The 13,770-nt window shown below is 41.8% G+C and carries 14 protein-coding genes; 3 read left to right on the top strand and 11 right to left on the bottom strand.

Going from position 1 to position 13,770, the window contains the following annotated elements:
• Positions 1–112 precede the first annotated feature (112 nt).
• Entirely contained in the window at positions 113–817 is a 705-nt protein-coding gene (locus tag V7K56_RS26705) for a hypothetical protein (RefSeq protein WP_334915287.1), read from the top strand.
• A 51-nt stretch (positions 818–868) separates the two neighbouring features.
• Here V7K56_RS26705 and aepY read toward each other — a convergent pair whose 3' ends face one another.
• The 4 genes from aepY to V7K56_RS26685 form a co-directional block, all read right to left on the bottom strand.
• Entirely contained in the window at positions 869–2,047 is a 1,179-nt protein-coding gene (gene aepY, locus V7K56_RS26700) for a phosphonopyruvate decarboxylase (RefSeq protein WP_334915284.1), read from the bottom strand.
• A gap of 128 nt (positions 2,048–2,175) precedes the next feature.
• Positions 2,176–3,831, bottom strand: a complete 1,656-nt coding sequence (gene aepX / locus V7K56_RS26695) for a phosphoenolpyruvate mutase (protein WP_334915282.1) — start codon at positions 3,829–3,831, stop codon at positions 2,176–2,178.
• A 255-nt stretch (positions 3,832–4,086) separates the two neighbouring features.
• Positions 4,087–4,842, bottom strand: coding sequence for a phosphocholine cytidylyltransferase family protein (locus V7K56_RS26690; protein WP_334915280.1), 756 nt, complete (start codon positions 4,840–4,842; stop codon positions 4,087–4,089).
• A gap of 142 nt (positions 4,843–4,984) precedes the next feature.
• On the bottom strand, positions 4,985–5,698 hold the full coding sequence (locus V7K56_RS26685) for a 2OG-Fe(II) oxygenase (protein ID WP_334915278.1): 714 nt from the start codon (positions 5,696–5,698) through the stop codon (positions 4,985–4,987).
• A 249-nt stretch (positions 5,699–5,947) separates the two neighbouring features.
• Here V7K56_RS26685 and V7K56_RS26680 point away from each other — a divergent pair, with 249 nt between their 5' ends.
• Entirely contained in the window at positions 5,948–6,139 is a 192-nt protein-coding gene (locus tag V7K56_RS26680) for a hypothetical protein (protein ID WP_334915276.1), read from the top strand.
• 444 nt (positions 6,140–6,583) lie between these two features.
• Entirely contained in the window at positions 6,584–7,246 is a 663-nt protein-coding gene (locus V7K56_RS26675) for a GNAT family N-acetyltransferase (protein WP_334915274.1), read from the top strand.
• Positions 7,247–7,519: 273 nt separating this feature from the next.
• Here the strand turns inward: V7K56_RS26675 and V7K56_RS26670 are convergent, their stop codons facing one another.
• The 7 genes from V7K56_RS26670 to V7K56_RS26640 all read right to left on the bottom strand — a co-directional run bounded on the left by V7K56_RS26670 (position 7,520) and on the right by V7K56_RS26640 (position 13,733).
• Positions 7,520–9,238 (bottom strand): iron uptake porin, encoded by a 1,719-nt coding sequence (locus tag V7K56_RS26670; protein ID WP_334915514.1) that lies wholly within the window; start codon positions 9,236–9,238, stop codon positions 7,520–7,522.
• A gap of 548 nt (positions 9,239–9,786) precedes the next feature.
• A complete protein-coding gene (locus V7K56_RS26665) occupies positions 9,787–10,392 on the bottom strand; it encodes a CDP-alcohol phosphatidyltransferase family protein (RefSeq protein ID WP_334915272.1) in 606 nt (201 codons plus the stop codon).
• Positions 10,393–10,697: 305 nt separating this feature from the next.
• Complete coding sequence (locus V7K56_RS26660; protein ID WP_334915270.1) at positions 10,698–11,153, bottom strand: hypothetical protein; 456 nt, start codon at positions 11,151–11,153, stop codon at positions 10,698–10,700.
• 104 nt (positions 11,154–11,257) lie between these two features.
• Entirely contained in the window at positions 11,258–11,788 is a 531-nt protein-coding gene (locus V7K56_RS26655) for a helix-turn-helix transcriptional regulator (protein WP_334915268.1), read from the bottom strand.
• Between the two features lie 75 nt (positions 11,789–11,863).
• The gene (locus V7K56_RS26650; protein ID WP_334915266.1) at positions 11,864–12,196 is read right to left on the bottom strand and encodes a hypothetical protein; all 333 of its coding nucleotides are present in this window, start codon (positions 12,194–12,196) and stop codon (positions 11,864–11,866) included.
• A 71-nt stretch (positions 12,197–12,267) separates the two neighbouring features.
• Positions 12,268–12,504 carry a helix-turn-helix domain-containing protein gene (locus V7K56_RS26645; protein ID WP_334915264.1) on the bottom strand — a complete coding sequence of 79 codons (237 nt, stop codon included), beginning with the start codon at positions 12,502–12,504 and terminating at the stop codon, positions 12,268–12,270.
• 80 nt (positions 12,505–12,584) lie between these two features.
• Entirely contained in the window at positions 12,585–13,733 is a 1,149-nt protein-coding gene (locus V7K56_RS26640) for a PepSY-associated TM helix domain-containing protein (RefSeq protein WP_334915262.1), read from the bottom strand.
• Positions 13,734–13,770 lie beyond the last annotated feature (37 nt).

Genomic DNA, 13,770 nt, shown 5'->3' with positions numbered 1-13,770 from the left:
TAAATTGGTAGTATCTTATGATTGGTTGTGTTGCAAAAACCGGGGCGGTAGATGGTAAAATTTAATACTGTGTCTGTTGACTCTTGTTTCAATTTCCAATAGGAATTAAGCGATGGTTATAGAAAAAATCAGAAGGTTTTGTTGGCTAAGTACCAAAAATCACAAAACTTTGCAAAGATTTTTATATTTTGTTAAGTTTTTACGACCAGCTTTACCACAGCAGTTAGGAACAGAATACTACCGAAAAAACTCATCATGGAACTTAGAGCCAAATATATGTCCATGTGATATTGAGTTACTTGAGTATTTGAAGAAAAATAGTATCGAGAATAAGATCATTTTTCATTTCGGTACAGGTTCTCATCACATCGTTGGTCTTGAAAATCAAAAGTTAAGTAAACCGAACGAGGTGATTGGAATTACGGCTTCCGTTTCTGAACACCAAGCATACGTTAATTTATCTTTAAAAGAGCCTGGACTGATGAAATATTACAAAGTGATTTTTGGAGATATTTACACGTTGACTGATAGGTATCTGCCCCTGCTAGATATGGTTACACTTTTTCATCTGTGCGAATTTTATTTGCCTGAAGAAGCTTCCTTTGTCCATCATAATGATGAATCCCTTCTGGAACTTTTCTTAGAAAAACTAAATTTCGGCGGTAAAATATTTTTTTTCACAAAGTCGTTTGCCTGGGAAAAAGCTTTATCTATTGTCCAATTATTTGAAAAAAAAGGAAGAATTGAAAAAGTTGAAGAGTACAAAAGTTTACTTGTTTACACCAAAAAAGCAGACTCTAAAATAACTGGAGTTTAAACTAAGAATTACGAATTACGTTAGCGCAGCCTTAGCGACATAGTAGCGTCATTACAAATTACGAATTATTAGATCGGAACCAATATGTTTCATGAAGCGTTGCAAAACTGCTTCTGGGGTAAGGTTGGGTCGGGGTAGCTTTTCTAAAGTTCCTGGACGGATTTTCAGATGAGCGAATTTAGGTCTAGTGTTCGTATCTGCAGAAAATAAGGCATCTAAAAGAGCTGGGTCGTCTCCGGCTAATGTGACGCCGTAACCGCACGCTTCGGCAATTTTGGCAAAAGATATACCCGCAGAGACGGTGGCTTGTGCGCCTGTGGAATCGTGGACTTCATTATCTAAGAGAATATGAATTAAGTTAGCACCGCCATAAGTGCCGATGGTAGCAAAATTACCCATCCGCATTAATGCTGCCCCATCGCCATCAATCACTACTACGTTGAGGTCTGGACGTGCTAAAGATAGTCCCAATCCCATTGAGGAAGCACAGCCCATCGAGCCGACCATATAAAGATGATTGGCGCTGTCTTTACTGGCGAAGAGTTCGCGTCCCGTATATCCGGTGGTGGCAATTACTACAGTATTTTCTGGATCAATGAGTTCCACAATCCGAGCTAATGCTTCGCTGCGAGAAATGCGTTGTTCTTTGTTATCCCGAAAAAAGCTTTGCTGAATATGAGTGCTAGCACTATTTTCTCGTTCGGGGATAGAAGAACGGGTGAGTGCATGGGGGGCGATCGCTCCTTTACGCATAATTAAAGCATAAGGACAGCGTTCTTGTTGCATATAGGCTGTGGCTCTTTGCAAAACGGGTTCTATTTCTGTTGCATTTGTGGGAAAAAATTCCCAAGGTATAGTCATTGTTTGCAGCAATTTTTCTGTGATTTGACCCATTAATTGATGTTGCGGTTCATCTTGCAATAGGCGATCGCCTCTTAAAGTACAAATCAGCAGCAGTGGAATCCGAAAGATGTAAGTTAGGGAGGTTAGCGGGTTAACTGCATTACCCAAACCAGAGTTTTGCATCATTACTACAGCTGGTTTACCAGCAATTGCGGCTCCCGCTGCGATCGCTACAGCATCTCCCTCATTGGCTGCGGAGATATATCTAAGTTGAACGTCATTGATGACGTAGTTAATAAAAGGCGTAAGAAAAGAACAGGGTACGCCAGTGTACCACCCAAAGCCAAGATTACGCGTAGCTTCTATAAATTCTTCTGCCTGGATCATATTAAGAGATGGGGAATGGGGGAAGCAGGGAAGCAGGGGAGCAAGGGGGACAAGGGGGAATTATTGAAACTTTGTCTCCCCCTTCTTCCTTGTCTCCTTTGTATCTTCTCATGCCCCATGCCCCACTCCTATTGTTTCAATTGAAAAGCAAGGTCAAGATCGTCCAAAGAATTAACATCTAACCAGTTACCGCGAATATAAAGCACCTTGATCGGTTTGCCTTGCTCGATTAAATAATTGCATAATTCTGGCAAACCCAGACTGTTAAATTCCGGCCGTTTTTGCAACTCATTGAGTGCTTCACTCACCCACTCTTTACCTTGACTTCGTAGGCGCAACATCCCAATCCAGCGTCCGCTAGACTTTCCGAATTGCGTTTGTGTTGTTTTAGAAACGTTCAACAGGTTGACATCCTGTCCAAAGAGAGAAAGATCGTCTGGAATTGAGCAATAAGCGTAGTCAGGTGAACCGCTAACAGACTTGCTGTTGACCACAGAATCAACTACAGCCACAATTTCTCCGGGACATTCTAATAAATCTCGCAGGATGTAGCTTCTAAATAGTAAATCGCCGTAAAGCACCAGCATTTCTTCGCCAAAGCTGGCTTGAGCTACAGCTAAGGATGCTAATTCTCCCGTTGTTTCATAATCTGGGTTGCGGATAACTTTAGTCCCCGGAACATTGATAGTTTCTGCTTTGTAACCGGCGACAACGGTAATATCATTGATGGCAAGTTTCTTGAATTTGTCCACCAACAACCTGAGTAGGGGTTTACCTCCAAGAGGTAACATTACTTTTGGTTTATCTTGCGTTAATCCTGCTAATTCTTGGCCTCTGCTAGCAGCCAGAACGATCGCTTGGGTATTTTGTCGTCCGTTGTTAAAGTAGCGTTTTTCAGCTTCTTGGAGTTCATCCGCCCCCTGTAGCCGGAAAATTTCTTTTACGGGAGCAATATCATCTTCAATGTTGATTAAAGTTTCGCTGGCTTTCACTTCACGGGCGATCGCTTGCATACTAGCAACAGCGGCTCGAATCAGATGGTTTGCCCAGATGACCAAATTAACTTCAGCTTTGCGAAAAACATCAGTAGGCGTGCTGTAATATTTAGTCGGTATAATCACTAACGGAGAACGACCCGCCCATTCTTTTGCAAAGGCTAGCACTTGATCCGGGCGCGACGATTTACTGTGAATCAAGATCGCGGTTGCTCCGGCAGCGTGGTAAGCTTCAGCTCGGCGCAATGCCTCTGAAAGATCCCAGCCAGCTATCAAAGCTTCGAGTCGGGCGACGATGCAAAAATCTGGGTCTGTCTGACTATCCTTACCTGCCTTAATTTTGCCGCAGAATTCATCAATATCAGCTAAAGCTTGGCGACTACCGTTGATAAAGCTATTGGTTTTGGGAAAAAGCTTATCTTCAATACAGACTCCAGCAATACCTCGCTGTTCTAACTTCTTCACTAGGCGGCGCATATTATTAAAGTTGCCATAACCAGTATCTCCATCTAATAAAATCGGGATGCTGGTGACATCAGACATGAACTCCAGCATTTCTACAACTTGAGTCCAACTGGCTTCATTATTATCTCGAACGCCATATTGAGCCGAAAGGGCTAATCCACTTGCCCAAATTCCTTTAAATCCAGCCTCTTCCACAATCCGGGCGCTAATCCCATTGTGAGCTTCCATGATGAAGTCGAGTTGAGGTGATTCTAGTAATAGCCGCAATTGGGCACATTTATTTAATTTTGCAGAGGTGTTAATGGGTGCAAATATTTGATGCATCTATTCTGCTTTTCTCAACCTATATAATATAACTAGCGGTTTTCAATTGCATGGAATACAGACCTCACCCTAACCCTCTCCTAAGAGGAGCTACGGTGTACACACAAGTCCTTCTGACCCCCTCTAGCTCCCCCTTGGCAAGGGGGAGAACCGGATATTTCCCCCCTTGGCAAGATGTGTGTACACCGTAGCCTTTTAGGAGAGAGGTCAAACTGTAATGCATTCAAACCAAAACCGCTATCAATGAAGATATTTTCAAACATTTTCTGCGACTTCTATCTGAGGTAAAATATCGTTTTGGGCACGTTGAATATCTTCGGGAAAATCGATTTCCAGCCAAGGTAATCCAGTGATGTCTTCGTAGCCAAATGTTTCTGGAGTTTCTAAGAGCAGATCCCGAATTATTTCTTCATAAGGTTCATGATCGCGTCCGTCTGCAACATACTGTTCTGTGCGAGTAGCAAGACTGTGAGCAACAGGACTTTCAAAGCGAAAGAATCCCACCGACTCACCGATAAAATCGTAAGCTAAACCAGGAGCTACTTGTTTGCGAAACTCTACTAGATAATTATCTCTGACACAAAGCTTCACGGGTTCATCCCCAGGTTCAAAATCACGATCTAGTAAAAAGCTGTTGGGGATATTTGTGTTCACCAGTCGTTCGATGATGCGGCGATCGCACAACACATCTGCATCCATTAATAATATGTTATCGCCAGCAACTAAATGCTGACGTACAGTCCAAAGGCTGATCGTACTGCCTTTGGTGTAGTCAGGATTATAAATTGTACTGACCCAATTTTCGGCTCCTAATGCTTTGATTTGATCCTGAATTTTTTGTGCTTGATAACCCACAGCAATCACTACTTCATCAATTTGGTAATGACGGAGATTGTTCAAATGGCGCTCTAATAAAGATTTGCCGTTAAATTTCAGTAAGCATTTGGGTTGGATTTGCCCATCTTTACCTAAGCGTCGTCCAACGCCAGCAGCTAAGATAATTGCCTTCATCGTCAAGTCACCAACAGTAGCTTAGATACCAGGAAATCTGGAAGTTTTCCCAGTATTTTATAATGACTGTTTTTTGCCCAAGACAATATTTGTTAATTAATTCTTAACATGGAGGAGACAGGAGGGATGCAATCTGGTGGTGCTAAGAGCGAAACACTTGGCGAAAACCAAAATAGGCGATCGCGTCTTTCATATTCGAGACAAAACGTTTTAGCATACCCATGCGGGTGTCAGTGACATACTCCAAAGTTAAGACAATGCGCTGTTCATTTTCACCCAAAGGAGTAACTCTGTGGTAAAGTTTGTCACCATTGAATAAGACTAGAGTACCAGGAGTTATGGAGAGCGATCGCGTTTGCGTTTCTCGTTCTGGAATATCTTTGTAGAGTTGATATTCCAACTTACTGGATGAATTATCAACTAAACCAAGCAACACTGTATAGCGTTTCCCATGATAGTAAGAGGTATCGTAGTGATACTGGATATGGTCTCCTGGCTCAGTGTAATAGTACAGTGCGTAAGTATGGGGATCAGCATCAGGACAGGGAAGGAGTTTTTCTGCCGTAATTTTGTTCAGAAACTCAAAAAAGGCCCTGAGTTGATAAAACTCTCCAAAAATCGGAGCAAGGCTGTCTAAGCTATAGCGGCTGATACTACCGCCCTTTTTATGATTGGGAATATAGTTGCGGTTGATAGCAGGTTGCAAAGACGGCAACAGCGCCAAAAACTGCTCGATGATGGAGTTAGGGACAAAGTTCTCCACTACCAAAAATTCATTTTGAGCTTGAAATTCAGCCTGAAATTTCTGGTAATCAATAGCTGCTATAGCTTTATCAATTTCAGTTTGAAGCTCCATTGATAATTTAATACGAATACAGGATTGCAAAAATAAACATACCATTCACTCTAGTAATTGTGGAACTATGAAAAATATGTTTTACTTCCTAAAATCCTGCAATGTGTAGCATGAGCCACACTGTACGGACTCAGGAAAGTATCACTTGTTTTTCTTGCAGTATTTTCCACAAATGCAGGAAAACTTTTGTCTTGCTGCATTACTATAGCTTTGATTGATCAGTCACAGTGTTCAAAATGGGAAAATTGCATGTTAAAACTTTTCCGTTTTAGCACTGTTACCCCATCCACTAGTCAAAATCCAGATTATGTCACATCCGAGCCACATCCCCTGCAATTGTGTACTTGCTTGATATTAGCCAAACTTATATATGAAAAAACCGTTTGCTTACGCTATCAAAGTTCTGGTGATGAGCCGGAGGAAGAAAAACCAGAGGATTGAATCACAAACACGATTCGCGAATTCTTTGTGCCAGTTGCTCTATCCCTGAAGCAATGGCTTGCAGCATCGGTTGATTTTCTGCCAAAACTAATTTATTTACAGCTTGTTGTCCCCCCCATCAGGTGAAAATCAGAACTTTTCTAGTAATTTCTATCCCTACACTTTTACAATAACTATTAACGCACTCTAGTGGCGTGGCACAACTAAAATAGTGCATTAGATGTAAGTTGGGTTTCGCGTTGCTCAACCCAATATTGATTGGAATGTTGGGTTTCGTTCCTCAAACGCCACTTACTACCCTACGGGAACGCTAAGAGCTAACAAGCCGGGAAACCCGTCCAACGCAGTGGCTCCCCAACCTACAAATCTTTTTGCAACAATTTAGCCTTGCCACGCCACTAGAAGAAAAAGAATACTCATTTCTCCAACAGTAAGGAGCCAGTAATGCACACAACACCTTTGAATGTAAGTTCTACAAATGAAGTAGAACCAATTACTGCAACCATTGAATTGGTCACTGAGTCTAATATTGCCAATGTCGTTGCATTGGAGGTGCTAGCGTTTAACGCAGACCCGGCGTCACGATGGTTATATCCTGAACCTCGCCAATATCTGACCTATTTCCCGCAATTCATTAGTTTTTTTGGAGGTAAAGCCTTTGAGCATAATACTGCTTACTATATCGGCGACTACGTTGGTGCAGCACTTTGGCTTCCACCTGGAATCGAACCAGATACCCAACCGCTAGTTGACCTAATTCAGCACAGCCTCCCAGAGCAAACACAAGCCGATATGTTTGCTTTGCTAGAACAGATGGAACACTATCACCCGACTGAGCCGCATTGGTATTTGGCAATTCTAGGAGTTGAACCCAAGCACCAACGCAAAGGATATGGATCTGCCTTGATACAAAACATCTTGCAAGAATGCGATCGCACCCAAACCCCTGCCTATCTCGAATCCACAAACTTAAGTAATGTCCACTTTTATGAGCAGCACGGGTTTGAAGCAATCGGTACTATTCAAGCAGGTATATCGCCGACGCTGTTTCCAATGATTCGTCAGCCCCTGCGGGGAAGTCAAAAGTCAAACATTTTGAACCCATAAATAAATTTCGGGGCTTGTACCTTTTTCTTTCTGGTTGCCCAGATTAAAAGACTGAAGGATATTAAAAACTAAAAAGTAAAAAGATAATCCCCATAAATAAATTTAGGTGGTCCACAACCATTTTTCTTTTTCTTTCTTTTGCCCTTCGGGTTCGCAGTCGCTCATGGGGGAAACCCCACAGACCGCGCTGTCTCACCTTTTCACTTTTTACTTTTGCCTTGTTTGGTGAGCGATGATATGATCGCTACTCTTCCATAGTCCAACATCAATTTATCAAAAGAGGAAGGTTGTCCGTATCGTGCCAATTACACCATCATTGTTATTTTGATTCTGTCCTGGATTCACGAGCCAAATTACCCCTGGAGTAATGGAAATGTTGTCATTCAATTGATGGCGATAAAATGCTTCAAAGTGAAGTGGAAGATCATTTTGCACTCCACTGGCGCGTTGAGTTGCCGTTGGATTACTCAAGTAAGGTTCTACACCTGCAACGATTCCTAGCAAATTGCCCTTTTTGCCCAAGTCAGGTAATCCAATTCCTAGCCCATAGCTCCAAATATTCCGATTACCTTCACCATCGTTGAGGAAGTCTGCATTCGTATACGAAAAGAATCCGTTGACCAAGAATTGCGGATTCGTCTGCCAAGAAAAGGTTGCTCCGTAACTATTGACTTTTGCTGGAGTGATACCAGGCGATTGATTTGCTGCAAGCGTTCCCACAAATCCACTCAGGCCTGCACCAAAATCAAATACAGCAGATCTTCGATAAGCATTGACATAAGTGAGCGCAAACGATAATATATTGCTGGCTTTGAAAGTGAATTGACCCAGTGCAGAATAATTGCCGTTAAACAAACCATTTTCAGCGCTGGGGTTGTTAGCAGAAGTAAGAATTGCACCCGCTGCATCGGAATTATCAGCTAAGTAGCCAGCATGGATTGTCAGAGCGGGAGTGATATTGTACGTCAGTCCCAGCCCAGACCCACCCCCGATCGTATAAATGGGATTTCGCTGTCCAAATAATGAAACAACGCCTATTTCGTTGAGTCCACCATCCAAAAACGGATTGAGGGTCGGAGCATAATCGAAATGTGAACCTCCAAATGGGGCGAGGTACAGTGCCACTTTGTTGCCTAAAGGCAAATAGTAGCCAATCCAATCCACATAAAACGAATTACCACCTGTATTCCCAACATTAAATTGTAGTAGTCCCTGGAAATTGCTACCACCCGGCGTGCCAGGAACATCGAAATTGAAATTATTGGCATTGCCAGCCGTTAATCGCATCAATAACAAATCCTTGCCTGTAAAACTGGTATTAAGATAGAGCCGAGCTCGATCTTGAAAGACAGTATTGTTGGCATCATTTCCTTCTTGAAAAGCAGTAGCAACAGCAAATATCGCTTCTCCAGTCAGCTTAGTCGTTGTGGAAAACTGCTGCTGCTCTAGCGCAGAGGTTCGAGTTTCAATGGCATCAACTCGACCCCGAAGCGTTGCTAATTCTGTTGTAAACTCTGATTGCAACTTTTGGAGTGTTGCCAGATCTTCTTTCTTGACAAGATCCCCAGTTGCAGCTGCAATCAGTTCGTTAATGCGATCAAGACAAGCATTCAATCCGGCGGCAAACTCATATCGGGTCAAAGCGCGATCGCCACGATAGGTCGTGTTAGGATAACCAACAATACAACCATACCTTTCAACAAGCGACTGTAGCGCTTGAAATGCCCAGTCAGTGGGGCGAACATCTGAAAGTTGAGAGACAGATGTAACTTGTGCCATCGCGTCTGCTTTTTTAACAGCAGCATAATTTGGCTGGTTTTCGGACTGTAATTCTAAGCTGAGTTCTGTTGCATTGATTTCGCTCAAAGGCAGAGTCGATTGCTCTACGGCTTGAGCATGTGTAACAGTCAATAGGCTAGCAGCGATCGTTACAGGTGCGATAACTGTTGATCGATAAAAACGCGAAAGAAAAATTCGCAAAACTATTTGCATTGTTACCACAGAAGTCACTCCTCAAACTGTAAAAACAGATAATTTGACAGAAACAAAAAGGTACAAGCCCCGAAATTTATTTATGGTGATTATTAATTTTGAATTTTGTTAGCGCAGCGTTAGCGAGTCCGCGAGCGTCATTTTGAATTTTGAATTCCCCGTTCGCGTAGCATCTCGCAGAGAAGGGGTTGACTTCCGCCTTGCGGTACTAGCCTCCTATTTAGTAATTGCAATTAGGAGTCTTAATAAGCAGATGGCGACCACCATCTGCTTTTAGACACTTTTATGGAAAATCAAGAGCAGATTAATCTGTATTGCTATAAATTGACTCAAATTACTCTTTTTCTTAACTTTGCTGTATAAGAAATTTAGCTGGGATATACGTAAAATATAAAACTTTATAAATAAATATTAAAAAATGTGTTCATTTAAATAATAGAAAAATAAACCTGTTACTAGGCTTAGGTAGTGCGATCGCAAAATTTGATTATGCATTCAATAACCTAAAAAGCCTGTTTTATTAGCTTTCTGCCCAATGCCCCATTATATTAGTTTGATTCAGGTTGCGGGAGTGCCCGAAATTGCCAAATTACCCATAAAGCAAAGGTTGGCGCACCAATTGTCGCTGCTATTAGTAACGGTTCTAGTTCATTCAGTAAAGTAACTATGGGAAACAAATACAGCACGTCTTCAATGTCAAACCCGGCGAAATTTGGTTGATGACTGGCGTCTTTACCTAAACGCTGTTCCATTTGGTTTCGCAAATGAAAGATACAAGCAACAGACACGCCAGATAATATCCCCATCAGCAACGCCCACCAACCAAAATTTCCCTCCTTAAGACCATATCCAATACACACAAATAAAAGAATGTGGATGATGGCATCACTAGCGAGGTCATACTGATGTCCCCATTTGCTACTTTTCCCACTCAAACGAGCTAATTCACCGTCTGTATGATCTAGAAAGTTAGATAAAGCAAATAGCCATGCTCCAACATTAACCCAAATGGTATCGCCAACTGCAATCGCTACGGCAGCCGCCAACCCAGTTACAAGTCGCACAGTGGTGAGATGATTGGGGTTTACCCAACTGTCTTTTAGAGGTTGAATTAGCCAGTGAGCAAGTTGAGCATCCCAAGGCTTAGTGGTCATAAATGAACTTGAATTTGATGTGGTCTTGCAATATGTATAACAGTAAACAGTAATCAACAAGTACAGTTTTGCGTAAAAGCGTAGCGTTTTTAATGCAAGGGGATGCATTGGCATTGCAGGGGGATGCATTAACAATGCGGCCGACGGATTAACATTGTATCGGGATGCCTTGGCATTGCAAGGTATTGTCAAATTTAATTCGCTACAAATTAATGAAATGCTGTACTAGCCACTGCCTACAAACCTTTAGTTAATTTAACATTAGTGGGACTTAGACAAAAAGTAGCCTTAAAAAACCATCAAACCTATATACAGAGTGACTTTGACATCGTTTTACCTGTTTTCTTGATATATCTGGGTTTCAAGCGTTTTTGAGCTTTCGGTGTATTTCCCTTATCCTGTATAGGTTTGAGGCTTGTTTCTGCCTCAAAAATGTTTAGTGTCTGTACTAGCATGGTTGCGCTAGTGCTAGGACGCTCTAGTTCACTAAGTTGCCGGATTTTTCCCTCCCCTTTCAAAATCAGAACTTTTTTGTCCTGCTTCACCCTTTTGTCGAGGCGATTACCTTCGGTATAGCTTCGCTTAACGCCCAGGTTAGAGTAATTTATTTGTTGATTGATATGATCAACACCTTTTTGTAAAAATTTATCTCGATTCTCAAGTTTCGCTTCTGCCCAAGCTGTTTGAGTTACCAAGGTAGCGATAATTCCCACCAAACTTGCTGTAAGACATAGAGAAATATTAAACTGCCAACTTTTCATAATGCTCCCCACACAGCTTTTATCAGGTTTATTGCGTATAGTTATTAATTGCAATCAGTTGAGTATAGAGCGGTACTTGTAGGCGAGTCTAGTACAAAACGGCATTAAGCTCCGAATTTATTCTTTTTCCCTGACAAACATTCACCTGGAGTAATCCCAAATTTTCTTTTAAAAACAGCAGCGAAGTTTCCTGGCTGAGAATAACCCATCAAATTGGCAACTTCGGCAATACTCAGATGACTAGAGCGCAAAAGTTGTTCTGCTCGTTCCATGCGTTTATTAGTTAGATAACCAAACACTGTTGTGCCAAATAATTCTCGAAACCCATAACGCAGAGTTCTGTCGCTCACCCCCACAAGTTGCGCTAATTCGAGTATTGATGGCGGATTCTCCAGACGGGAAAGTAAAATATCTTTAGCATAATGAATACAGGTAATGGTTTGAGGCTTTAGTCGTGGGGATGATTGCAGTCCATCTTGCTCTGCCAAAATCGGAGCTAACTGCAACGCCATTAATTCTTGAATCTTCCCCTGCAAATATATCTGCTTGGTGACTCCTTTGTGGGGACAGCTAACGATTTGCTGTGCCACTCCCTGGATAGGGCTGTAGTTTTTGGGTAAATTAATGTCTGCCAATCATTACCTTTTGCAAGAAACTTCAACTGGGGAAGAATATCTCCATCCTCTGCGGGGAAAAAGGTTCTGAGTAAATCAGGCGACAAGTCTGATGTTGATATCTACTTGCCGACCTTTCGGACTTTTCAGAAACATTGCTCGTTGCACGCCGCTACCAGAGATGAGGGTGTATCCTTCCCCAATTTGCCCCCCAAACTCATCAAACCCTTTGCCTACCAAGAGAACTTGGAATTGTACAGGATGATCCGATTCACAACTTTTTCCTAACGAGTCATAGTAAAATTCTATGTCATAAATTGAAAGCCGAAGATTGGGATGTACTTCAATCTCTCGCTCATATCCTTTACCCTCCCAACTAGACACTTGATCAATAAATTCATCCGGCTCTGGGTTTTGCAAGTTGTTCATTTGCTGCTTCTGTTTCCTTCTACTGGCGCTGTCATGGTAATAGTCATGGTCGGCAACCAATAGTCTTAATGCTAGTAATTAGCATTAATTTTACAGTCATTAGGGGAAAATGCTGTCATAATTGAATATTTACTCTTAAAAGCGTTTCTAAAATGACCTAGATGCAAGTAACCAACTACATTTGCCACTTCTTCCACAGTCATTGTGCCCTTTTGTAAAAACTGCTTTGCTTGCTCCAAACGGTAATCCTGTAAACAACCAAATGCAGTTGTCCCAAAAATCTCACGAAAGACAAGTTTTAGCTTCATATAAACTTTTCACACCAGCAGAGATCAACGCATATAAATTACTTCAATAAGGGATATCGTGAAATTGCTGGCTTTATAATCTAGTTCTTTACTCTTAACTTAACCATTTCTATAGTCTGTGGGGAGCGATTTTTTCCTTTGTAGCGATACCACCACATGATAAAGCCAGTAACGAACAAAATTAACGGGGCAAGTCCCACAAAGACGTAGAAAATACGAGATGGCAATCCCCAGAAAGTACCGAAGTGTAGAGGGCCAAAAGAATTGAGGATGCGATCGCCCAATGAAACCTGCAAAGAACTATGGACTTGTAAAACTTTACCACTGTATTGGTCGAGATAAACATCATAGTCTACATCTTCTTGAGTCTGCTTAAAGCTAACCGTTAAGACTTCTTCTGGTTTAGTTGGAAAAGAAATACTCCTGAGCGAGCCATTTGGTAAAGCAGCTTGAGCGATTTTTAATTGGTCTTTTAGTAAGAGTGGAGACTTACCAGTCAGGGGGACAGAAACCGGATTCGTTTGCTGCTGGTTGGAGAAGGTGACTGCATAGATCATCGGGTTGACGAACTCACCGAAGCTCCAGCAAAATCCTGTGAAAAATGCGAAGATTAGAAATACTGCTGCGATCGCGCCAGCAACTTTGTGAACATCAAAGTTAACCTGCTTAGGATGAGCATTCCACTTGATTTTGAATCCAGATATCAATTTGCGCCAACCAGGCCAAAGAATAATCCCTGTAATGCTCATGAAAGACATCAGTAAACCAATGATGCCCACAAACTTATAGCCAATGTCACCTGCTAAAAGACTATAGTGGAGTGGGTAGACGATTTCAAAAAACTTTTGCACAAAGCTTGACTTTAAGTTGTTACCGATAATTGCTCCTGTGTAAGGGTTAACGTAGTTTTCTGTCCAGTCATTTTCTTTGGTTTTCAGCACAACATTCATCGGCTCACTTGGCTGACTTGGCAGGTAAATCGACTGGAGAGTTGCATCTGGTTGATTGCTATATATCTTTTTTACAGTATTTATTACAACCTCAATGGGCAGTGGTTGACCTTGAGGGGTAATTGTGCCAATTCGGTGCTGCCGATCAAAGTTTTCAATTTCGGAGTGGAAGACCAATAGACTACCAGTCAAGCCGACAATAATTGCAATCAGTCCTACAGCTAAACCAATGTAGCGGTGTAGAACAAATACCAAATCGCGGAGTTTTTTAGAGTTCATAGCTAATGTTCCTTGATTTAGTTTTTGTTACCCTCCT

It is taken from the genome of Nostoc sp. (assembly GCF_036917535.1).
Lineage (GTDB): Bacteria > Cyanobacteriota > Cyanobacteriia > Cyanobacteriales > Nostocaceae > Nostoc.
This window is presented reverse-complemented; position numbering and strand designations above follow the sequence as displayed.

Bases quoted from the DNA above. Each gene is read 5' to 3' on its own strand.
- V7K56_RS26650 (WP_334915266.1), bottom strand. From the start codon at position 12,196: ATGAACAACTTGCAAAACCCAGAGCCGGATGAATTTATTGATCAAGTG.
- aepX (WP_334915282.1), bottom strand. From the start codon at position 3,831: ATGCATCAAATATTTGCACCCATTAACACCTCTGCAAAATTAAATAAA.
- V7K56_RS26640 (WP_334915262.1), bottom strand. From the start codon at position 13,733: ATGAACTCTAAAAAACTCCGCGATTTGGTATTTGTTCTACACCGCTAC.
- V7K56_RS26665 (WP_334915272.1), bottom strand. From the start codon at position 10,392: ATGACCACTAAGCCTTGGGATGCTCAACTTGCTCACTGGCTAATTCAA.
- V7K56_RS26660 (WP_334915270.1), bottom strand. From the start codon at position 11,153: ATGAAAAGTTGGCAGTTTAATATTTCTCTATGTCTTACAGCAAGTTTG.
- V7K56_RS26675 (WP_334915274.1), top strand. From the start codon at position 6,584: ATGCACACAACACCTTTGAATGTAAGTTCTACAAATGAAGTAGAACCA.
- V7K56_RS26680 (WP_334915276.1), top strand. From the start codon at position 5,948: ATGTTAAAACTTTTCCGTTTTAGCACTGTTACCCCATCCACTAGTCAA.
- V7K56_RS26690 (WP_334915280.1), bottom strand. From the start codon at position 4,842: ATGAAGGCAATTATCTTAGCTGCTGGCGTTGGACGACGCTTAGGTAAA.
- V7K56_RS26705 (WP_334915287.1), top strand. From the start codon at position 113: ATGGTTATAGAAAAAATCAGAAGGTTTTGTTGGCTAAGTACCAAAAAT.
- aepY (WP_334915284.1), bottom strand. From the start codon at position 2,047: ATGATCCAGGCAGAAGAATTTATAGAAGCTACGCGTAATCTTGGCTTT.
- V7K56_RS26670 (WP_334915514.1), bottom strand. From the start codon at position 9,238: ATGCAAATAGTTTTGCGAATTTTTCTTTCGCGTTTTTATCGATCAACA.
- V7K56_RS26685 (WP_334915278.1), bottom strand. From the start codon at position 5,698: ATGGAGCTTCAAACTGAAATTGATAAAGCTATAGCAGCTATTGATTAC.
- V7K56_RS26645 (WP_334915264.1), bottom strand. From the start codon at position 12,504: ATGAAGCTAAAACTTGTCTTTCGTGAGATTTTTGGGACAACTGCATTT.